Below are 20,496 nucleotides of genomic sequence, written 5' to 3' on the forward strand. Positions count from 1 at the left end.
CGTGCGCCGGACCCGGATTCCAGTTAACATGCATTAACGGATTTGGGTCTGCATCAAGGAGGATGAATGGACATCAAAGGCACGGTTGCGCTGGTAACAGGGGGAGCCTCGGGGCTGGGCGCGGCCACCGCGAGGAGGCTATTCGACGCCGGAGCTTCGGTGGTGCTGGTGGACCTGCCCCAGTCAGCCGGGGAGGAATACGCCGCTGCATTGAACGCCACGTCCTCCGGGCAGCAAGCAGTTTTCTCGGCTGCCGACGTCACCGACGAAGCCCAAATCCAGGCCGCCATCGATGCCGCGGCGGCCCTGGGCACCCTCCGGATCGTGGTCAATTGCGCCGGAATCGCAACGCCCGGCAAGGTCCTTGGCCGCGACGGCGTGCTACCCCTCGAGGCTTTCAACAAGGTCATCCACGTCAACCTCGTGGGGACCTTCAACGTGGTGCGGCTCGCTGCCGCCGCCATGGTGCAGAACGAACCGGTTACAACCGAGCTAGGTGGCCCGGAGCGCGGAGTCATCATCAACACCGCCTCCGTGGCGGCATTCGAAGGGCAGATCGGGCAGCCGGCTTATGCGGCGTCCAAGGGCGCCGTTGCGGCAATGACACTGCCTCTCGCCCGCGAATTCGCGCGTTCGCTGATCCGGGTAGCAACGATCGCGCCCGGCATCTTCGAGACGCCCATGATGGCCGGCCTGCCGCCGGCAGCACAGGAATCCCTGGGCCAGCAGGTGCCCCACCCCGCCCGGTTGGGCCGGCCCGCCGAGTACGCCAACCTGGCAGCGCACATCGTGGAGAATGCCATGATCAACGGCGAAACCATCCGGCTTGATGGCGCCATCCGCATGGGGCTCAAATGATGGGCGAGGAACTCCCCGCGGCAGACTTCTTTGACTTCGAATCGCTCCTCAGCGTCCAGGAACAACGCAAGCTCAAGGAGCTGCGGGCGTTCCTCGACACCGAGATCGCACCCTACGCCGGCCAGTGGTGGGACCGCGCGGAGTTCCCTGAGCACATCCTTCCCAAGCTGGCGGCACTGCGTCTGAGTGCACCCGCCCAGCGCGGTTACACGCACCTCTTCGCTGGGCTGGTTATCGCGGAGATGACCCGTGTTGACACCTCAATTGCGACGTTCTTCATGGTGCACCACGATCTCTTCGTTGAGTCCCTCTACGACTTTGGCAGTGACGCCCAGCAGGACCGCTACCTCGACGACGCCTCCAGCCTCCGCACCACCGGCGCCTTCGCCTTGACCGAGCCGGATCACGGATCCGACGTCGCCGGCGGCATGGAGACCACCGCCCGGCGCGTCGCCAGGCCGGAGTCCGACGGCGGCGACTATTGGGTGATCAACGGCGCCAAGCGCTGGATCGGCAACGGGACGTTTTGTGACTACATGCTGGTGTGGGCCAAGGACGAGGGTGACGGTTCGATCCGGGGCTTCATTGTGGACGCCTCATTGCCGGGAATCACTCGGACCCGCATCGAAAACAAAGTGGCCCTGCGAACCGTCCAAAACGCCGACATCCGGTTCGAGGATGTGCAGGTCCTGGAAGCCGACCGGTTCGAAGGAATCAGTAGCTTCGCCGACACCAACCATCTCCTGAGGGGCTCCCGGATCATGGTGGCCTGGCAGGCCGTTGGGCAGCAGTTGGCTGCCTTCGACATCGCCCGGCAGTACGCCGTGGAACGCACTCAGTTCGGCAGGCCTCTCGCAAGGTTCCAACTCATCCAGCAACAGCTGGTGAACATGCTGGGCAATGCCACCGCCAGCATGGGAATGATGGTCCGTATTGCCCAACTCCAGGAGGGGATCTTCACTGACGCCCACGGCGTGCGGCATGGTGGGGCTGACATGGCACAAGTTGCCCTGGCCAAGGCATACTGCAGCGCACGGATGCGGGAAACCGTCGCGATGGGCCGGTCCATCCTGGGTGGAAACGGTATTGTGACCGATTTCGGCATGGCCAAGGTCTTCGCGGATGCCGAGGCGATCTTTACCTACGAAGGTTCCTTTGAGATCAACTCTTTGATTGTGGGCCGTGCGGTGACGGGACACTCGGCGATCGTTTGACGGAGTGGTCCGGCCGGCGTTGTGGGTCTGCGGGTTCGCTGCTGGCCTGCGTTGGTGCGCGTTGGTCCCCGTTAGTCCGCGGGGAGCTTTTCGCCCGCCTCAACGCGAACATCGATCGAGTTGCCACGGACGGGCATGGGGCAGGTGCCATAGGGCGTGAACGCGCTGGGGTAGTTGATGGCACGGTTGAAATCGATGATCACCGAACCGTCCGGGCGAGGCTTGGGAATGAAGACCTTGCGCCACTCGTCCGTGGTGTCTCCATTGGTCTCGTCGTGGAAGGTCACGTTGAGGGCACCCAGCTTCTCGGCTTCTGCATGCAGCCTGACCTCGTGCGCTATCCCGGGCACGTGGAACACCACTTCGCCAACGGACACATGCACACCGTCTACCAACGGGTTTGCTGTGCCGATGGGAACCTCCACCGGATTCTCATACGCCTCGAACCTCCCCCTGATCACCCATTCCGGGTTGAAGGGGTAGGTGGGGACGCCGGAGAACTCCGTGTAGACGGCGGAGCCGTTGTCACGCGTGCGGATGGCGTACTTGTCCGCACGCATGGCCAACTCCACGACCACCTGAGTGCCGTCCAACCCGCCGTACTGAACCCAGTTCAGCGACTCCTCGTCCTGGAGGGTTTCTGAGTAGGTCCCTATTACAGGGTCACCCGAGGAAACAAACGTCAACCCGTCTTCCGCCGCGGCCGTCAGCGTCGCGGAGGCCCCGTCGGTGGACCAAAACCCCGGGACCAGCTCAAGGGGTTCGGGGACTGACCCCAACCACTGGAAGGACGTGAGCGTCAGCCATCCGTGGTCGGCCGCCAACGCGGCGTTGCGGCCTGCCCGGAACCTCTCCCAGCGTGCCAGTTGTTGATCAGCCGTGGTGGGCGCGCTCATGGTTCTCCTCAGTTCCTTGACTGTTCTCCATGGATTGGAGGACTTCAACCGTACGGACAAACCGTGGTGCAGGGGTAAAAATTCCTTTCCCTTTTTCAGCTACCCCCACCTTAATTTCGTGGCTGCTTAAATGGAGCGGCTCGCGCTGGCCCCCAATACATGCCAGCGCGAGCCGGATCGTGGCAACGCCCTTAGTGCGAACGACGCTGCGACGACCGCCGTGCTGCGCCGAAGGCGAGCAGTGAACCCAATGCCAACAAGGCGGCTGCGGCGAAGACAAAGGCCGGACCGTTGGCTCCCGTGCTGGCCAGTTCAGTGTCGTCCTGGACCTTCTTTGGCTGTTCCGGCGTTTGGCTCGGAGCCTCGACTGCGGGTGTTGTCACCGGCGTGGAGGGCGTCGGAGCCGAGGTGCTGGGCTCGGCTGTTGCGGGTTCCGTCATGGTGGGTGTGGGCATGGTCGGCGTAGGCGTCGGTGTCGGCGTGGCGGTGGTGGGTGTTGGGGTGGGCGTGGGTGTGCTGCTGGAGCGCGTAGGCGTAGGCGTCGGCGTGGCTGTGGTCGGCGTGGGCGTGGGCGTCGGAGTGGCGGTGCCGTCGCCGGTTCCTTCGGCGCTGGTCCGTCGGGTTTCTGCGCCGACCGGATTTTCGATGCCGTCGATCGTCACAGTGCCGGTGTTCGTGTAGGCATCCAACGTCGCATCCGTAACCTCGGTGACGACGAAAAGCTCAACGCGTTCCCCTCTGGGAAGACCCGTCCACGTCACCGTTACTTCCTGCGGTGTGCACTCGATAACAGCGGGGTAGCGATCGGTTTCCATGGGATCGGTGATGTTGCCGTTTGCGTTGACGGTTCGGCCAACGCGCGGTGTGACGTCGTCACAGTCAATTTCCATCCCTGCGGAAGGAGTATCCGTCACCGTCACGTCATTTGAACGCGAGGGCATGGGCGGCATGTAAATGATGGACTCGAGCCGTGTCTGACCCGCATCAGCCCACCACATCGCCTTGCCTGCAGATTCCGGTGCCGGCGTGCAGTCGGTGACGCAGGGGGTGACGGTTACAGGTACACGGACAACACGATCGCCAACGGTGAATTCCAGTTGCTCGCGTTCCTCATCACCCGGAACCTCCGCGTAACGCGTCGAGAAGTTGCACGTGCCGCCCACCTTAAGCGGGTGCGTGGCAACGAAGTCAGTCAGGGTAAAGACCACCAATCCCGAGTCATCGGCCACCGCGGTGGCAACAGTTTCGCCTTCGGGATTGTCCAGGTCAAACGATGCTGCGCCGAACCAGCGAAGCTCTTGGGGCAGCTGCATTTGGAAGGTGTCCCCGGGCTGCGAGTGGTCCGGCACGCTCCACTCGCAGGTCAGATCGACCTGGTCCCATTGGCTTGTCACTACGGAGTTTGTGCTGATGCTGATGCTGGCTCCGGGAATATTTGCAGCAGTGGCCGGCTGCGCAGCCCAGACCAGCGCTAGAGAGGTCAGGAAGACAGCCAGAAATGCGGCCATCAACGCGGTGGTCTTCATGTGAAGCGGTTTATTCATTTTTTTGGGAAGTCCTTAGCATCCTCGAAAGATTTTCGTCATTAATGAGTGGTCGCTTGAGGATGATCATGACGCCAGGTTCCAGGTTTTGCTCAGATGGACTCCGGGCGGGAATTTGTGGACGTGGTTGCCCCTGCGTCGACTGAGAAAGGCAGGAACTTCACCCTTGCCGGGCTGAGGACTCCTTCCCCGAGGGACTCCACGGCGATCTTGCAGTTCAGAAGACGCCCCAGGCTGAAAGCCGAGAGCGGCAGTAACACGTGGACTGAAGAATTCTGGTACATGGCCGTGGCGCCAGTTCCCTTGAGTTCGGCCTGGACCGTATCCCCAAGCAGCGCCAACAGGGTCCAGCAGTGGCTGCGGCCACCCTGTGGTTCGGGGAGGTCGATGACGGCCACGGCGTGCGGCCCTGCGCCCGGATCTTCGACGGAGACTTCGTGGATCCGACGCTGGAAGTGGGCTGGTGTGGCGAGTCCTGTGTAGACGTCGGTGCACGAGATGGGCGGGACCGTTTCGGACACCTCCGCCCAGCCCTCTGCCAGGGACTGGAGTGGTCGATATCCAGTGTTTGGTCAGCAGCAACAAAGAGGGCCCGGAAGTCAGTCATGGTTTCACTGATCCCCACACCGTTTCTGGCCCTGGCCGCACCCAATGACCTGGCGGTCATTGCGGGGACCGAATAGCACGTTGCCAAGGACGTGACTACTGTGCGCACTTCAGGCAGCAACCAATCCGCCCGGAACCGCCAGCCCCTCTTGTAGCTGGCTGTCTGCCACCGCCGGAGGAGCACATGGCGCGGAAATGAACATTCGGCGAGGGATTTGTTCCGGAACGATGTCATATGCGGATAGTGCCCCCTTGTTCCCGATCGTGACGTAGTTTTCCAAGGCAACGTTCTTAAAGTATTTTCGAGAAACTCGCGTCACATCTGCTGGCCCGCCATCACTGCATTTATATGGGCGCAATTCTCTATGTTGTGTGGATGCCATAGTGGCCTCCAGGAAAAACACAAACAATAATTCCGGCGCGGATGTTCTGAGCGACGGACACTATATCGAATTGGTACGCGGCGGCGACATGTCTGCCTTCGACCACCTCTACGAGAGGCATATATCCATCGCCGCTGCGGTTGCCCGGCGGAACGTGGACAACCCCAGTGACGCAGAGGACGTGGTGGCCGAGGCCTTTCAGGCGGTGCTGCAAAACCTGGTCGCCGGGAAAGGGCCCAACAACTTCTTCCGGGCGTATCTCCTGTCCACCGTCACCAGGCTTTCCCACCACCGCAACCGCAAAGCGGGAAGCACTCTGCCCAGTAGCGACGACGCCGTATTGGACCGCCCACTGTCGGAACCGGATGCCGCTATCAAGGCTTTTGAATCGGATGCTGTCGCCAAGGCATTCCAAGCGCTGCCCGAACGCTGGAAGGCCGTCCTGTGGTACCTCGACGTGGAACGGATGAAGCCCGCCGCGGTGGCACCCATCCTTGGCCTCTCACCCAACGCGGTCTCAGCGCTCGCTCTGCGCGCCCGGGAAGGCTTGAGGAGGCAGTACTTACAGGCCCACGTGGCTGATGAACACGACGATGAATGCGCCGTGTATGCCTCGAAGCTAGGCCAGTACATCCGTGGTGGATTGTCCCGGGCAGCGTCGCGGAAAATGCGCCAGCACCTGGGCGGTTGCTCAAAATGCACCCACGCCCTCTCCGAACTGAAAGATGTCCAAGGAAGCATGAGGGCTGTGCTTCTTCCCATGGTCACCGGAGTTCCGGTGGCTTTATGGGCCGGCAAGGGTGCCGGACTGGGAGTTCTGGGCGGACTTGCCCCGGTAAAGGCGGCCATCGTGGCTCCTGCCATCAGCCAGCCAGTGATGATGGCCGTCGTTGCGGCTGCGGGTTTGGGGCTGGCCTTGGGTGTTTCGGGGGTTGCCGGTCTTTTTGTTCCAGAAACTCCGGTGGTCAACCGTGCCGACTCCATGCAGCCCGAGGCCCAATCTTCTGTCTTTCCCTCGTGGCCACAGTCAACGCCCTCCGGTCAGGCAACAGGGACTCCTTCGGCATCCGCGCAGGAACAGGCCCCCGAGTCGGCACTGCCCTCCGCCGCATCGGCCCCGCGCAGATGCAGCCAACGGAGCAGGAACAGCAACCATCCGATGAGCGGGAAGTCCCAAAAGCTGCCGGGGTGCAGGGAGCTGCGCCAACGGAAGAGCTGCCGCCGGGAAGTCCACAAGAGTCGCTGCAGCCTCAGCGGGAACCGGTCCCTGCGCCCGATGAACCCGATGAACCGGATGAACCGGATGAACCGGATCAACCGGATCAACCGGCGAATCCCACTGCACTTTCGACCTCTGTTTGGGCGGCTCAGGACGCCCGCACAGGCCTGACCGCGGTTCACGTGCACTTCCTTCAACGAGGGGCAGCACCCTCCGGGCCGGGTACGGCCACCTTCACACTGGGCCCTGATGCCCGCATCCTGGAGAAGTCGTTGACTGTCCCCAAGGGGTGGACTTGCTCGTTCCAAGGCCAACAAACCGTCACTTGTAACACTGGTTCCATCCGGCCCGGCAAGCTGCACTTCCATATGACCGCAGAAACCACGAGCCGGCCGGTCGGCGGCGTCCTCACCTACTCCTTCAGTGGCAGCGAATTCAGTACGGGCAACCTCCGCTATGAGTACTGAGCTCGCGGTCGCGGCGACTGAGCGCTGCATCACACCGTCCGGTACGTCATGAAGGGGGGACCTCCTCCACTGCTAGATAGCAGCACCCGAGGTGGGGCTAGCTATCCGCGAACTTAGGGGAAGAATGAAAGCGACGTTGTTCGTCGTTGCGGGCGCGCTTGGCGCCTTGGCGGTGGTTGGGGCCATCGCTCCCGCCGGAAAGAACTGGATAGTCCGCAGGTTCAGGACACCACACCGATTGAGGTGGGCCATGGCCTGCGCCGGGGGAGTACTGCTTGCCGCGTTGGTGATGAGCCTGCTGACGCCACTCCTTCGCTCATTGCTTGAGGGCCTCGTCCTGCTGAGCGGAGCCTCGCTGCTGGTGGGCTTCCTCGTGTCCCCGGCATTGAGGATTGATCACGGCGTTGCGACTCAGCCGCGCCGAGTACTGGCCATCGGAGCGCACCCGGATGATCTTGAATTGGCGTGCGGGGCTACCTTGGCGAAGCTCGCAGATGCCGGGCACGAGGTCCGCACGTTGGTGATGAGTGCGGGAAGCCAAGGCGGCGACAGCACCGTACGCACCGTCGAGGCTTCATCCGGTTCGGAGTTCATGGGCGCCGCGGAAGTACAGGTTCACGACTTCAAGGACACCAAGCTGTCCCAGCAGGGCCAGGAGATGGTTCAAACCATTGAGGCCTTCATCAAGGATTTCAATCCGGATGTTGTGATGACCCATTCAGGGCATGACTACCATCAGGACCACTTGGCGGTGCATCAGGCCACCATGCGTGCGGCCCGCCAGCACTCATCAATCTTGTGCTTCGAAAGCCCGTCTGCCACGAGGCAATTCAATCCGAGCGTCTTTGTGGACATCGCAGGCTACGTGGACGTGAAGATCCACGCTGTGTCCATGCACCGCGACCAGAAGGGAAAGCCCTACATGAGCCCTGAGCGAATCCGCAGCCTGGCAGCGTTCCGGGGCTCCCAGGCCAAGCAGAACTACGCGGAGGGCTTCGAGCCCGTCCGTTTGCTCGGTTCAGCAGTGGGGGAGTTCTGATGGCACGCTTTCTGGTAACGGGCTTAGGGGGTCCGGCAGGTTCGTCACTGGCGCAGCAACTCCGGTCGCGGGGGCACTGGGTGCTCGGTGTTGATATGGAGGACGTTGATCCTTCCCTTGCGGACGTCGTCGTGCGCGTATCGCGTGCCTATGCTCCGCAATACCTTTGGGAACTGCGTGGGCTTGTGGCTTCACACGGCGTAGATACAGTCATCCCGACAGTCAGCGACGAATTGGTTCTGGTTGCCCAGGCCCGTGATGATTTTGCACCGGGCGTCGGAGTCGTGATCGGACACCCCGCTCCCGTCCACATAGCCAACGACAAATTCCTCACCATGACCTGCCTGGACACCGCAGGTGTAGGCGTCCCGGACTTCGCGCTTCCCGGCAGTTTCGATTCCGCGGAAGAAGCCATGGATTTCCTGGGCGGTCCTATCGTGGTCAAACCGCGCGTCTCCCGGGGAGGACGTGGAGTCCGCGTCCTTGAGAAGCTCGCGGACCGGGGCCGCCACGCCGCACGAATATGGTCCACTATCGACGACTCATGGATTGTCCAGCGCTTCGCACCCGGAACCGAATTCGCGCCTGTCGTTCACCGGGCGGAAGGAGGGTCCGCCGTCGTCGTCGTGCTCGAGAAGACCGAGCTCAAGCAGGGGCGGATAGGTAACGCCGTGACGGTACGCCGGACAGACAGCCCGGCCAATGCCGACGTAGCCGGGCTGGCCCGGGATGCAGTCGACGCCCTGGCCCTGGTGGGACCGGTGGACCTGGACATCAGGCGCATGCCGGACGGGACTCCCGTCGTGCTGGAAATCAATGCGCGTTTCGGGGCCAACAGCGCACATGCACCGGAGCTTTTGGACAGCGTGTTGGCTGCCCACGTTCCGGGTCTGCCGTCAGGGCTGGCAGGGTGACGCTGGTCGACGTCGCGCTTGCCTTTGTCCAGATCGGAGGCCTGGTGATTTTGGCGTTTGGCGCCGTCAAGATCCTTTACGTTCCCTTGGCTTTGTACTTCAACCGCATCCACCGGCCCCGGGGGGTCAGGCACAAGTACTCCCTGGCCGAGGGCAGGCCGTTGGTTTCGGTCATCGTCCCCGGCTACAACGAGGCAGTGGTGATCACCAACTGCGTAGAGTCCATCCTGGCCAGCCGTTATCTTCGGCTGGAAATTATCCTGGTGGACGACGGGTCAACGGATAACACTGCCTCCATCATGGCCGGACTTGCGGATCAGCATGACCGGGTTCGTTTCATTTCCAAGGCCAATGGCGGAAAAGGTGCCGCGCTCAACACCGGAATCGCTGCCGCGCACGGGGATGTACTGATGTTCGTGGATGCGGACGGCATCTTCGCCCCGGACACTGTCCTGTACATGCTGGAGGGCTTCGACCATCCAAAGGTGGGCGCCGTGTGCGGCGATGACCGCCCGGTGAACCTGGACCGGATTCAGACCAGAATGCTCGCCATCCTCAGCCATGTGGGTACAGGGCTCGTCAGGCGGGCTTTGTCGCTGATGCACTGCCTTCCGATCGTTTCCGGCAACATCGGCGCCTTTCGCACGGACCTGGTACGGCAGGTCGGCGGGTTCTGCGAAGACACCCTGGGTGAGGACCTCGAGCTGACTTGGCGCGTCTATGGCGCAGGCTATCGGGTCAACTTCCAACCGAAGGCACTCGTTTATGCCGAGTCGCCGTCCACCATGGGCGGTCTGTGGCGCCAGCGCGTGAGGTGGTCGCGTGGCCTCCTGCAGACCCTGCGCATGCACGCCAGGATGCTGGGCACATGGGATCACGGGCCCTTTGGGCTGTTCCTGATTTTCAACGCCGTCACCATGGTGCTGATCCCTGTACTGCAGCTGTTAATCCTGGGCATACTGCCTTTCCTGTATCTCGCCGGCAAGGGACCCATCCCTGGGGAGGTGCTCGCCATCCTGGGGTGGCTGGGCCTTTTCGTATCCTTGCTGCTGATCGTCTTCTCCATTGGGCTGAACAAGTCCTGGCGCGATCTCCGCTTCGTGTGGACGGTGTTTCTGTGGCCGTTTTACTCAGTCTTCGTGGGGCTGGCGTTGGCGAGCGCGATCGTCAAGGAATTGCGGGGCAGCCCCGCCCGGTGGAACAAGCTTCAGCGCACAGGGGTGGTCTCAGTCAGTGCAACGGACGGCGACCTCGCCACCGGATCCCCAACATGAAGCGAAAGATAGCCGCCGCCATGGCGGCGCTCGCGGTGGCGGCGTCATCTCTGGTGATGACGTCGTCATCTTCGGCGCAATCTTCGCGGCCCGCCGACCGAATGGTCAACCTCGGGTTCGAGGACATTGCCACCAATGATCCCGGGCATCTTCCCCGGCTTGCGGGTCAGCTCGATGCCGTGGATGCCACAGCCGTTTCCCTTGCCGTGGGCCGCACCGACTGGACGGCATTTCCGTCCTATAGCAATCCCAACGCTGTCTCCGGTGCAGTTGCGGCGACAGGCCGGGATTATGTTGCCGAGGCCATCAAGGCCGTAGGTACTTCGGCGGGAGGGCGGCAACGGGACATTGTCCTGACCATCGATGTTCTCCTGGGCAGAAGCCTTGGGGAGGATCCTTCCCTTGCAGGTCGGAATGCAAGCGGACAACGGTCGTCGTCGTTCGCGAGCGTCAATGCCCTCCGGAACGGGGAGGCGGGTGACCGGTTGGCCGCCCTGGCATCGGAAGTCGCCGAACGGTATCGCCCGACGGCGGTGGACCTCACCGAGCTGATGTTTGACGACTTCACATTCGGCACTGATGACCTTGAAGATTTCAAGGCGACCACCGGGCTGAAGGACTGGCCCCGGAACAGCAGCGGTTCCATCGACGCCGCGGACGCCCACCTCCGCACGTGGCGCAGCGAGGCAGTGGCGGACATCGTCCGCAAGGTGCGTGCCGCCGTCGAGCCTTATGGAGTCCGGACCGAGACCGACGTGCGCTCGCCGCTGGTGCTGGCCACCGGGGATCGCTCGGACAGTGGGCATGACTACGACCTCCTCCTTAAACAGCTCGATCGTCTCCATGTCTGGCAGTACGTTGGGCTGAACGATGCCGACGCACCCCCAACCAAGGAGCTGCTCCGGGCCATGAACCGGCGTGCCGGTTGGCGTATGTCCCTGTCGTTGGGCCTGTGGCCTTCGGAAGGGGTCATCACGCCTGAGCGGCTTGGGCGGGAACTCCGGGACGCCGCCCGCGGTGGCGCCGCCTCGGTGTCGGTGACGCCGGCAAGCTTGATGACTGACGAGCATTGGGAGGTCCTGAAGAAGGCCTGGTCGGGGCGCTAGAAGCCCCTGTCCGTGTATGTGCGGCGGGCGTACCCTGATTGGCATGGGGATGGAGGGCGTGATTTCCGCAGTTGTCAGCTTGGGGCTTGTCCTCGCGTCGATCTGGGCGGGGGTGCGTTTGGTGGGTAGGGGCGTCCCGGCGAAAGGGGCTACCGGTACGCTCGGCAGTGTTCTGTCCATGATCGAGCCGGCCACCGGTGCGCCTACGCGGTGGGAGTCCGCGGCGGCCGTTGAAGAGATGCGGCAACGCAGGCACGAGCACTTGACGGCGGGGCCCCGCGTACCGGGCGGCGACCCCTACGACGGCAGGATTGTGCTGGGCCGCGGGCCAACCCGCAAGGACGATCGGCGCTTCACGGAAACCAGTATTTGAGACGCATTCCGCGGTATCCCGGGCTGCCGGTAATATCCCTTGGGAAACATTAGTAATCCGGCTCACAGTATCCAGCGCAGTGTACGGGCCACACCCGATTCCGAAGGTAATACTCCATGGTTCACACTGCCCAGCAATCCACTGATCTCGCCGCGGAACTGCGAGCCGACGTCCGCAGGGTTTCAACCCTGCTGGGCGAGTCGTTGGTCCGGCAACACGGTCCCGAATTGCTGGAATTGGTGGAGCAGGTCCGCCTGCTGACCAAGGAGTCCAAGGAAGCGGCGCGTGGCGGCGCCGATGCCACCGGACCGTGGAGCGCGCACGACGTCGTAGCCCAGGTCCGCGAATTGCTCGCCTCCCTGCCGCTGGAGCAGGCAACCGACTTGGTCCGGGCTTTCGCTTTCTACTTCCACCTCAGCAACGCTGCCGAGCAGGTCCACCGGGTGCGGGGGCTGCGGACCAGGCAGGAGAAGGACGGTTGGCTGGCTAAGGCCGTTTCCGAAATCGCGGGTCAGGCAGGGCCGGAGATCCTGCAGGACGTAGTCAACGAACTCGATGTCCGCCCGATCTTCACCGCTCACCCCACGGAGGCCTCCAGGCGTTCGGTCCTGGACAAGATCCGTAAGCTTTCCGATGTGCTGGCACAGCCCACTGCGGAAGGCACCTCGGCCAGGCGCCGTCAGGACCGCCAGCTCGCCGAAATCATCGATCAGATGTGGCAAACAGACGAGCTCCGGCAAGTGCGGCCGACTCCCGTGGATGAAGCGCGCAATGCCATCTACTACTTGAACAGCATCCTCACCGATGCCATGCCGGAGATGCTCACGGATCTTTCCGAGCTTCTGGCGGAACACGGAGTCAAGCTCCCCACAGGCGCCGCGCCCTTGCGCTTCGGCTCCTGGATCGGTGGTGACCGGGACGGCAACCCGAACGTCACGGCGGCTGTTACCCGCGAGATCCTCCAGCTCCAAAACCAGAATGCGGTCCGGATCAGCATTGCCCTGATCGATGAGCTGATTTCCGTCCTTTCCAACTCCACCGCACTGTTCGGCGCTGACCAGGAGTTGCTGGACTCCATCGAGGTGGACCTCAAGAACCTGCCCGGCCTGGACAAACGGGTGCTGGAGCTCAATGCGCAGGAGCCGTACAGGCTCAAGCTCACATGCATCAAAGCCAAGCTCATCAATACGGGGCGTCGCATCTCGGCGTCGACGTATCACGAGCCGGGCCGCGACTATGCCACGACCTCCGAACTCCTCGCCGAATTCGGACTCCTGGAAACGTCGCTCCGCAACCACGCCGCCGGGCTTGTGGCGGACGGTGCCCTGGCCCGTGTCAGGAGGGCGCTCGCAGCGTTCGGTCTGCATTTGGCCACCTTGGACATCCGTGAACATGCCGATTACCATCACGACGCCGTGGGTCAACTCGTCGACAGGCTAGGGACGGAGAAGCCGTATGGCTCCCTCACCCGCGAGGAGCGCCTCGCGTTCCTCGGCGAAGAGCTGGCGTCCCGCCGTCCCTTGTCCGGCCACCCCATTAAGCTCGACGGCGCCGCCGACGGTACGTACGACGTCTTCCGGAGCATTCGCCAGGCCCTGAATACTTACGGGCCGGACGTCGTGGAAACCTACATCATTTCCATGACGCGCGGTGCCGATGATGTGCTGGCAGCCGCCGTGTTGGCCCGCGAAGCCGGGCTCATTGACCTCTTCGGGGCGAATCCGCACGCACGGATCGGTTTCGCTCCGCTGCTTGAGACGGTGGAAGAACTGCGTGCTTCTGCGGAAATCGTGGACCAGCTTTTGTCTGATCCGTCCTACCGTGAGCTCGTCCGCCTGCGCGGGGACATCCAGGAAATCATGCTGGGCTACTCGGATTCCAACAAGGAATCGGGCGTGCTCACCAGCCAGTGGGAAATCCACAAGACCCAGCGGAAGTTGCGCGACGTCGCTGCGAAGCATGGTGTCCGCGTGCGGCTCTTCCACGGCCGAGGTGGTTCAGTGGGGCGCGGCGGTGGACCTACCTACGACGCCATCATGGCCCAGCCCAACGGGGTGCTTGAGGGTGAGATCAAGTTCACCGAGCAAGGCGAGGTTATCTCGGACAAGTACTCCTTGCCGGAGCTTGCACGCGAAAACTTGGAACTGTCGCTGGCGGCGGTGATGCAGGGCTCGGCCCTGCACCGCACTCCGCGCACGTCCGAGGACCAGCGTGAACGCTACGGCAACGTCATGGAGACCATTTCCGACGCCGCGTTCGCACGGTACCGCGCCCTGATTGACGATCCCGACCTTCCGGCCTACTTCCTGGCATCGACGCCCGTGGAGCAGTTGGGCTCGTTGAACATCGGCTCCCGCCCGTCCAAGCGTCCCGATTCCGGTGCAGGCCTGGGCGGCTTGCGTGCAATCCCGTGGGTGTTCGGATGGACCCAGTCCCGTCAGATTGTTCCCGGTTGGTTCGGCGTCGGTTCAGGCCTGAAGAAGGCCCGCGAGTCCGGCAACACGGAGCAGCTGATGGAGATGATGGAGCGCTGGCACTTCTTCCGTTCCGTGATCTCCAACGTCGAGATGACGTTGGCTAAGACGGACATGGAAATTGCCGGGCACTACGTGTCCTCCTTGGTGCCGCAGGAACTCCACCGGCTCTTCCACATGATCCGGGACGAGTACGAACTGACGGTCGCCGAGGTCGAGAGGCTCACCGGGGAACTGGAACTGCTGGACGCGCAGCCCACGCTCAAGCGTTCACTGGAAATCCGGGACCAGTATCTTGACCCCATCAGCTACCTGCAGGTGGAGCTCCTTCGTCGCGTCCGCGAAGAATCAGTGTCCGGAGCTGAAATCGATGAGCGGCTCCAGCGGGCCATGCTGATCACGGTCAATGGCGTTGCTGCGGGCCTGCGGAACACCGGCTAGGAGAGCGACCCCGGGGGGACCCGTCGGGATGTGATAGAGCGTCCGGCGAAACCCGTTGGGATGCGATAGAGCGTCCGGGGCGACGATAGGGTGGTGGGATGCCTTCGTTCCAGACCAAGCTGAAGATCACAGGCCTCAAGCCCGGCAATGCGCCGGAGTCCGTGATGGCCGCAGCTGTGGAGGCCCTGGGCACCCGCCACCACGTGGAATCGAACCAGCTGGACATTGTGGGCGGTGTTCCCCAGATCAGTCTTCGGTTCACGGTGGATGCCCAGGACTACGCGGGTGAGAACGACGCCGCCCGGACGTCCGCTGCCATGGTGCGTGACGCCGTCGAACGCGTGGCTCTGACCGGTGCCCTCTATGTGCTGCGGCGCAGCCGGGGGCGCTGGTCGCCGATCTAGCGGAGGTGGGGCATCATTCGGGCTGCGGCAGGTCGCCGTCGAACGGTTCATCCACTGGTGAGGCGCTCCCGCGTCGACGCGTCGCGATCAGGCCCACCACGACGCCGATCAGCAGGCCCACGGCCACGCCGATCAATGAACTCGCCCAAAACGGCAGCTTGGTGGCTGATCCCGCAAAGTATCCCAAGCCAACCTGCCATACCGCCCACAGGATGGCGCCAAGCCCGGCGCACAGGCTGAATCCCCGGATGGACACGTTGGCAATGCCTGACGCGGCCGACGTCGCCAATCGCCCGGCCGGGATGAACCGCGCACCGATGATGGCCCCGTACGTTGAGGACCGTCCGGCCTTGGCGATGGCTTCGTGAATGGCCAAGTGGGTTTTCCTTCCCCAGGACCACCGGTCCAGCACGTGGCTGATGCGCCGTTTGAAGAGCAGGTAGACGGCCATATCGCCAAGCCATGAGGCGAACGCGGCCAGGAACAAGATCAACCAGAAGTTGGCGTGGCCGTCAGCCGCGAGGGCGCCGCCGGTGATGACCACCATCTCTGACGGAACGGGCGGAAAAATGGCATCACCAAGCACCACGGGAACAATCCACAGGTAGATGGCCGATCCCCACGAATCGGGCGAGATGAAGTCCACCCGCACAACGTACCGCACTTGCCGTGCCCGCCGCTTCCCTTGCCGTTGCCCACCCGCGACGGAAGACTGGCGGCATGCGTATAAAGATCCTGCAAGGCGACATCACCACGCGAAGCACGGACGCGATCGTCAACGCCGCCAACTCATCATTGCTCGGCGGCGGGGGCGTGGACGGTGCCATTCACAGGGCGGCCGGGCGCGAATTACTGGAGGCTTGCCGGGAACTGCGGCGGAACGAACTGCCCGGCGGCCTGGACGTGGGGAAAGCCGTGGCGACTCCCGGGTTCCGGCTTCCTGCGCGGTGGGTGATTCACACCGTGGGGCCCAACCGGCATGCCGGGGAAACGGACCCGGGGCTGCTTGCCTCCTGTTTCCGCGAAAGCCTCGCGGTTGCCTCGCAGTTGGGCGTCGGCAGCGTGGCTTTTCCCGCGATCAGTGCCGGGATTTACGGTTGGGATGCGCGCCAGGTTGCGGAGGTGGCGTACGACGTCGTCACCGCCTTGGGGGACTCCGTTCCGGAACGAGGCGGTTCAGGAAACAGCGGCCCGGGAAGTCCGCTGGAAATAGTGGAGTTCGTGCTGTTTTCGGAGCAGACGGCGGCCGTCTTTCAGTCCGTTTTTGAAGGTTAGGGCTGTGTTTGAAGGATAGGGCCGCGCATGTTGGATAGGGCCGCGTCGGAGCGTCAGACGCGGGCTTCGCTGAGCTCCAAGCGGCTGCGGTACTCCACGGGCTTCTTACTGATGGGGTCAACAAAACGGATACCCCTGGCCAGGAGTTGCAGCGGCTTGCTGTAGTCGTCCGGCGCCTTGTCCAGCAGGTCCGGGTAGAACGCATCGTGGAGGATGCCCAGTCCCAGTGAGGCCATGTGAACCCGCAGTTGGTGGGTTTTCCCGGTGTGTGGTTCCAAACGGTACAGCGCGCGGCGCTGCGCCCTGGCGTCGAAGGTCCTGATCTGTTCAATCCGGGTCTCCGCATTCGGTTCGCCGTCAACCACTTCTGCCAGTAGGTAGCTGCGGGACTTGGTCATGCGGTTGCGGACAACTGCGGGGAAGTCGACGGCGGGATACCCTGCGGCCGGGGTCGCGGCAGAGACGCACTCGTAGTCCTTCTGGACCTGGCGTTTTTCGAAGAGCACTTGGTACTTGCCGCGTGTTTCCGGGTTGGTGGACAGGAGGAGGATACCGGCCGTCATTCTGTCCAGGCGGTGCATGGGGATGAGGTCTGGCAGGTTTAGGAGGTTCCGCAGCCGGACCAGTGCCGATTCCTGGATATAGGTGCCGCCCGGGGTGGTTGGCAGGAAGTGCGGCTTGTCCACCACCAGGATGTGCTCGTCCTGGTGGAGGATGTTGATTTCCACGGGCAAGCGGGTCTCCGGCGGGAGCGTGCGGTAGTACCAAATGAAGGTGTGGTCCTCCAGTTTGGCGGCCCGGCTCAACGGGATTCCGCCTTCGCCCACAATTTCGCCGGCGTCGAAGCGGTCCTCGATGCCTTTGGGATCGATGTGCCCCCAGCGATGCATCATGTAGTCCATCGCGGTCTCCCACGGGCCCTCATCCGGAAGCCGGAGGCGGGTTGCGTTCACGCCGTCGCGCACGGGGAGGGGGGATTGCATCACCGAATAATTCTACGTTGCCCGGCAGCCCCTCCCTTGGACCCTGGGGAGGGGGCTACCGAACACAAAAAAGTTCTTGACAAAAAAAGTTGTCGGTAGTGATACTTGAGGCATGTTGGACATCGAAGTGATCGAGGATCCCTCCGCGGCGGAAGCATCGCTGGATCCGATCCGCACCCGGATCCTGCAGGAACTCACTCAGCCCGCAACCGCAACGCAGCTGGCGGCCAGGGTGGACATGCCGCGCCAGAAGGTCAACTACCACCTCAAGGCCCTGGAGCAGCATGGCTTGGTGGAACTGGTGGAGGAGCGGCGCAAGGGCAACGTCACCGAGCGCGTCGTGCGTGCCACGGCAGCGTCCTACCTCATTTCCCCGAGTGCGCTGGCTTCCGTGGCGCCCGATCCCCGCCGCTTTGCCGACAGGTTCTCGGCCTTCTGGCTCCTCTCCCTGGCTTCGCGCACCGTGCAGGAAATGGGCAAGCTCATCTCCGGCGCAGCGGCGGCCAAGAAGAAGCTCGCCAGCTTCGCCATCGACGGGGAAATCACCTTCCGCTCCGCAGCCGAGCGGGCCGCCTTCGCCGAGGAACTCGGCGTCGCCGTGACGCGGCTCGTGGACAAGTATCACGACGGCGGTGCTGCCGCAGTGGCGGGCGGCGCACGGAAGCACCGCCTCGTCGTCGTACTTCATCCGGCACTGAAGACTCCATTAACTGAACAAACAACGCACGCACCAGCAGAAAAGGACCAGAGCAATGACTGGCAACCGTAAGTTCGAAATTGTGGCGGACACCGAATTGCCCGGAACTCCTGAGCGCGTCTGGGAAGCCGTCACCAAGGGCACCTCGGCGTGGATGTTCCCCACCGACCAGTGGCCTGACGTGAAGACCGTGGAGGAACACCCAAACCACCTGGTTTCCCGCATGGAGGGCCCTGACGGCTGGTTCAACCAGTTGGAGCACGTCCTTGAGCCGCTTGAAGGTGGCCGGGCCAAGCTGCACTACGTGCACAGCGGCATCTTTGCCGATAATTGGGACGAGCAATACGACGGCGCCAGCAAGCACACCGAGTTCTACCTCCACACCCTGGGCCAGTACCTCCGCTACTTCGATGGACAACCGGTGGTCTTCACCGACGTCCAGGCACCTGCGGCATCCCGGACGCCGGACGGCTTCATCAAGTTGAAGGAGGCGTTGGGCGTCGAAGGAGCTGCTGCCGGAACTTCCATTGATGTGGACGTCGACGGTGTGGGACGGCTCAGAGGGGAAGTGGACTTCTCGAACGAGAACTTCCTGGGCATCCGCACGTCGGACACGATGTACCGCTTCTTTGGCCGGAACGCTTTCGGTGCACCGGTGGGCATGACTGTCCACGAGTTTGGCGGCAGCGGCGAGTCCGAGCTCACCGCCAAAACCTGGGGCGCCTTCCTGGAGCAGGTCTACTCGTCCAACTAACTGGCACTAGGGGTTGTTCCCAGCGCTGGGAACAACCCCTACTGCCAGTCAGATGGGGTCAGGCTGCTTAAAGGTCAGGCGACGGCGAACCTCTCTTCAGCTTTTAGGCTCCGGCGGAGTTGCGGGGAATCGCCCACCTTGTCCTGTGCCTCCCGGAGCGCCTTGACCGCGGTTTCGAGTTGCGCGGGCGGAAGTGTGTAAGGCACCCGCATGTAGTGCTCGAACGCCCCACCGACGCCGAACCTTGGGCCGGCAGCCAAGCGGACGCCGAATTCCGGTGCGACCACCGTCAGTGCGGTGCTGCCGGGTGTGGGGAGGCGGCACCAGACAGTCAGGCCGCCTTGGGGTCGCTCCACTTCCCACTCCGGCAGATGTTCGGCCAGTAGTTCCAACAGTGAGGCGCGGTTGTCGCGCAGTTCTTCCAGCCGGGACCCAAGCGGCTCGGCGTAGGAGCGCACCAGCCGTGCCGCTGCGAGTTGCTCCACCACCGGCCCGCCGAGGTCCATGGTCGTCCTGGTGGCCACAAAGCGGGTGATCAGTGGTGCGTCGGCGCGGATCCATCCGGTCCGGAGCCCTGCCCAGTGCGACTTGCTGAGCGACCCTATCGAAACCACGGCGGGACTGAAAGCTGACATCGGTGCGGCAGCGCCGCCGTCGAGGTTCAGTCCCCGGAGCGTCTCGTCCACAACCAGCACGGTGCCTGACGACGCCGCGGCACGTGCCAGGCGTTTCCTGTAGTGGTCGGGCATGAGCCGGCCGGTGGGATTGTGGAAATCCGGAACCAGGTAAGCCATGGCCGGCCGTTGTTGGTGCATGGCAGCGACCATCGCGTCGATGTCCCAGGAGTCCGGAGCGTCGGGGGAGGGCAGCGCGACGGGCAGGGGGCGGGAGCCCGCGGTGCGGATGGCGTCGAGGGCGTTCGGGTAACTCGGGTGCTCCACCAACACTTTGTGCTGTTTGCCGGCAAGTGTACGCAGAATGATGTTGAGTGCGTGTTGCGCGCCGGAGGTCACAAGGATTTGCTCCGGGGTGGTGGGTACGCCGTCGGCCGTGTACTTCGCGGCGATGGCCTCCCGGAGGACTGGAATGCCCAAGGCGTCGTAGCCGAATCCCGGCAGGAGCGCCGGCAACTCGGTCAATGCGTCCGCGAAGGCACGGTGGACCACCTCGCCGGCCGCGGGCAACGATGCGTAGGCCAGGTCCAGCAGGCCTTCGGGCGCGGCGAGGCCCGGCATGCTGACGGGAGTACTCCGGTGCGGAATGCTCGTCCGTCCGCGACTGCCTTGGCCCGCTGTCAGGAATCCTTGCTCGCGCAGGCTCGCATAGGCGGCGGTGATGGTGGTGCGGCTGAGTCCCAGGGTGGACGCCAGCGACCTCTCGCTCGGCAAGGCGACGTCCAGAGGAATGCGGCCATCCATCACCAGCAAACGCACGACGTCGGCCAGCTCACGGTAGGCGGGCAGCGCGCCGGAGTTCCACGACCCAAGGAGTCGGGCCAGGGCGGTGGGGTTCAGTGAACTCGGCATCAGTCCAGTATTTCAAACTGGCTATGGATTACAAGGCCAGTTTTCGTGA

19 protein-coding genes are annotated in these 20,496 nt (G+C 63.3%); 13 read left to right on the plus strand and 6 right to left on the minus strand.

The genetic code is table 11. The features are described 5' to 3' along the window. The first annotated feature begins 66 nt into the window (after window positions 1-66). Window positions 67-858, plus strand: coding sequence for an SDR family NAD(P)-dependent oxidoreductase (locus QN084_RS14960; RefSeq protein ID WP_062095152.1), 792 nt, complete (start codon window positions 67-69; stop codon window positions 856-858). Then, complete coding sequence (locus QN084_RS14965; RefSeq protein WP_069694650.1) at window positions 855-2,072, plus strand: acyl-CoA dehydrogenase family protein; 1,218 nt, start codon at window positions 855-857, stop codon at window positions 2,070-2,072. The genes QN084_RS14960 and QN084_RS14965 overlap by 4 nt, the downstream gene beginning before the upstream one ends. Window positions 2,073-2,143: 71 nt before the next feature. Here QN084_RS14965 and QN084_RS14970 read toward each other — a convergent pair whose 3' ends face one another. From QN084_RS14970 to QN084_RS14980, 3 genes are all read right to left on the minus strand, one after another. Continuing rightward, entirely contained in the window at window positions 2,144-2,968 is an 825-nt protein-coding gene (locus tag QN084_RS14970; protein ID WP_069694651.1) for a DUF1684 domain-containing protein, read from the minus strand. Window positions 2,969-3,159: 191 nt separating this feature from the next. After that, complete coding sequence (locus tag QN084_RS14975; protein WP_168529622.1) at window positions 3,160-4,512, minus strand: Ig-like domain-containing protein; 1,353 nt, start codon at window positions 4,510-4,512, stop codon at window positions 3,160-3,162. Window positions 4,513-4,604: 92 nt separating this feature from the next. Then, complete coding sequence (locus QN084_RS14980) at window positions 4,605-5,033, minus strand: hypothetical protein (protein ID WP_285750291.1); 429 nt, start codon at window positions 5,031-5,033, stop codon at window positions 4,605-4,607. Between the two features lie 556 nt (window positions 5,034-5,589). Here QN084_RS14980 and QN084_RS14985 point away from each other — a divergent pair. From QN084_RS14985 to QN084_RS15020, 8 genes are all read left to right on the plus strand, one after another. After that, window positions 5,590-6,891 (plus strand): sigma-70 family RNA polymerase sigma factor, encoded by a 1,302-nt coding sequence (locus QN084_RS14985; protein WP_139126734.1) that lies wholly within the window; start codon window positions 5,590-5,592, stop codon window positions 6,889-6,891. Between the two features lie 420 nt (window positions 6,892-7,311). Next, entirely contained in the window at window positions 7,312-8,226 is a 915-nt protein-coding gene (locus QN084_RS14990; RefSeq protein WP_083261935.1) for a PIG-L deacetylase family protein, read from the plus strand. Beyond that, window positions 8,226-9,140: an ATP-grasp domain-containing protein gene (locus QN084_RS14995; RefSeq protein WP_069694654.1), complete on the plus strand. Its 915-nt coding sequence runs from the start codon at window positions 8,226-8,228 to the stop codon at window positions 9,138-9,140. Before QN084_RS14990 ends, QN084_RS14995 begins: the two co-directional genes overlap by 1 nt. After that, window positions 9,137-10,414, plus strand: a complete 1,278-nt coding sequence (locus QN084_RS15000; protein ID WP_069694655.1) for a glycosyltransferase family 2 protein — start codon at window positions 9,137-9,139, stop codon at window positions 10,412-10,414. The genes QN084_RS14995 and QN084_RS15000 overlap by 4 nt, the downstream gene beginning before the upstream one ends. Next, the gene (locus tag QN084_RS15005) at window positions 10,411-11,520 is read left to right on the plus strand and encodes a hypothetical protein (protein WP_069694656.1); all 1,110 of its coding nucleotides are present in this window, start codon (window positions 10,411-10,413) and stop codon (window positions 11,518-11,520) included. The genes QN084_RS15000 and QN084_RS15005 overlap by 4 nt, the downstream gene beginning before the upstream one ends. 43 nt (window positions 11,521-11,563) lie before the next feature. Then, a complete protein-coding gene (locus QN084_RS15010; RefSeq protein ID WP_128397186.1) occupies window positions 11,564-11,893 on the plus strand; it encodes a hypothetical protein in 330 nt (109 codons plus the stop codon). A 116-nt stretch (window positions 11,894-12,009) separates the two neighbouring features. Then, window positions 12,010-14,808: a phosphoenolpyruvate carboxylase gene (ppc, locus tag QN084_RS15015; RefSeq protein WP_062095171.1), complete on the plus strand. Its 2,799-nt coding sequence runs from the start codon at window positions 12,010-12,012 to the stop codon at window positions 14,806-14,808. Between the two features lie 98 nt (window positions 14,809-14,906). Further along, window positions 14,907-15,212, plus strand: coding sequence for a hypothetical protein (locus QN084_RS15020; protein ID WP_062095173.1), 306 nt, complete (start codon window positions 14,907-14,909; stop codon window positions 15,210-15,212). Between the two features lie 13 nt (window positions 15,213-15,225). Here QN084_RS15020 and QN084_RS15025 read toward each other — a convergent pair whose 3' ends face one another. Next, the gene (locus QN084_RS15025) at window positions 15,226-15,858 is read right to left on the minus strand and encodes a DedA family protein (protein ID WP_164888685.1); all 633 of its coding nucleotides are present in this window, start codon (window positions 15,856-15,858) and stop codon (window positions 15,226-15,228) included. Between the two features lie 74 nt (window positions 15,859-15,932). Here QN084_RS15025 and QN084_RS15030 point away from each other — a divergent pair, with 74 nt between their 5' ends. Beyond that, the gene (locus QN084_RS15030) at window positions 15,933-16,487 is read left to right on the plus strand and encodes an O-acetyl-ADP-ribose deacetylase (RefSeq protein WP_069694657.1); all 555 of its coding nucleotides are present in this window, start codon (window positions 15,933-15,935) and stop codon (window positions 16,485-16,487) included. A 53-nt stretch (window positions 16,488-16,540) separates the two neighbouring features. Here the strand turns inward: QN084_RS15030 and QN084_RS15035 are convergent, their stop codons facing one another. After that, complete coding sequence (locus QN084_RS15035) at window positions 16,541-17,470, minus strand: pseudouridine synthase (protein WP_069694658.1); 930 nt, start codon at window positions 17,468-17,470, stop codon at window positions 16,541-16,543. A 112-nt stretch (window positions 17,471-17,582) separates the two neighbouring features. Here QN084_RS15035 and QN084_RS15040 point away from each other — a divergent pair, with 112 nt between their 5' ends. Both QN084_RS15040 and QN084_RS15045 read left to right on the plus strand, forming a co-directional pair. Further along, window positions 17,583-18,239, plus strand: a complete 657-nt coding sequence (locus QN084_RS15040) for an ArsR/SmtB family transcription factor (RefSeq protein WP_069694659.1) — start codon at window positions 17,583-17,585, stop codon at window positions 18,237-18,239. Continuing rightward, a complete protein-coding gene (locus QN084_RS15045) occupies window positions 18,223-18,921 on the plus strand; it encodes an SRPBCC family protein (RefSeq protein WP_069694660.1) in 699 nt (232 codons plus the stop codon). The genes QN084_RS15040 and QN084_RS15045 overlap by 17 nt, the downstream gene beginning before the upstream one ends. A 74-nt stretch (window positions 18,922-18,995) precedes the next feature. On the opposite strand, the gene yczR is transcribed toward QN084_RS15045, so the two are convergent. Beyond that, window positions 18,996-20,447, minus strand: a complete 1,452-nt coding sequence (yczR, locus tag QN084_RS15050; protein WP_069694661.1) for a MocR-like transcription factor YczR — start codon at window positions 20,445-20,447, stop codon at window positions 18,996-18,998. Window positions 20,448-20,496 lie beyond the last annotated feature (49 nt).

The organism is Paenarthrobacter sp. R1, assembly GCF_030264015.1.
In the GTDB taxonomy this organism is placed as follows: Bacteria; Actinomycetota; Actinomycetes; order Actinomycetales; family Micrococcaceae; genus Arthrobacter; species Arthrobacter ureafaciens.

Bases quoted from the DNA above. Each gene is read 5' to 3' on its own strand.
- QN084_RS14960 (WP_062095152.1), top strand. From the start codon at position 67: ATGGACATCAAAGGCACGGTTGCGCTGGTAACAGGGGGAGCCTCGGGG.
- QN084_RS14965 (WP_069694650.1), top strand. From the start codon at position 855: ATGATGGGCGAGGAACTCCCCGCGGCAGACTTCTTTGACTTCGAATCG.
- QN084_RS14970 (WP_069694651.1), bottom strand. From the start codon at position 2,968: ATGAGCGCGCCCACCACGGCTGATCAACAACTGGCACGCTGGGAGAGG.
- QN084_RS14975 (WP_168529622.1), bottom strand. From the start codon at position 4,512: ATGAATAAACCGCTTCACATGAAGACCACCGCGTTGATGGCCGCATTT.
- QN084_RS14985 (WP_139126734.1), top strand. From the start codon at position 5,590: ATGTCTGCCTTCGACCACCTCTACGAGAGGCATATATCCATCGCCGCT.
- QN084_RS14990 (WP_083261935.1), top strand. From the start codon at position 7,312: ATGAAAGCGACGTTGTTCGTCGTTGCGGGCGCGCTTGGCGCCTTGGCG.
- QN084_RS14995 (WP_069694654.1), top strand. From the start codon at position 8,226: ATGGCACGCTTTCTGGTAACGGGCTTAGGGGGTCCGGCAGGTTCGTCA.
- QN084_RS15005 (WP_069694656.1), top strand. From the start codon at position 10,411: ATGAAGCGAAAGATAGCCGCCGCCATGGCGGCGCTCGCGGTGGCGGCG.
- QN084_RS15010 (WP_128397186.1), top strand. From the start codon at position 11,564: ATGGGGATGGAGGGCGTGATTTCCGCAGTTGTCAGCTTGGGGCTTGTC.
- ppc (WP_062095171.1), top strand. From the start codon at position 12,010: ATGGTTCACACTGCCCAGCAATCCACTGATCTCGCCGCGGAACTGCGA.
- QN084_RS15020 (WP_062095173.1), top strand. From the start codon at position 14,907: ATGCCTTCGTTCCAGACCAAGCTGAAGATCACAGGCCTCAAGCCCGGC.
- QN084_RS15030 (WP_069694657.1), top strand. From the start codon at position 15,933: ATGCGTATAAAGATCCTGCAAGGCGACATCACCACGCGAAGCACGGAC.
- QN084_RS15035 (WP_069694658.1), bottom strand. From the start codon at position 17,470: ATGCAATCCCCCCTCCCCGTGCGCGACGGCGTGAACGCAACCCGCCTC.
- QN084_RS15040 (WP_069694659.1), top strand. From the start codon at position 17,583: ATGTTGGACATCGAAGTGATCGAGGATCCCTCCGCGGCGGAAGCATCG.
- QN084_RS15045 (WP_069694660.1), top strand. From the start codon at position 18,223: ATGACTGGCAACCGTAAGTTCGAAATTGTGGCGGACACCGAATTGCCC.
- yczR (WP_069694661.1), bottom strand. From the start codon at position 20,447: ATGCCGAGTTCACTGAACCCCACCGCCCTGGCCCGACTCCTTGGGTCG.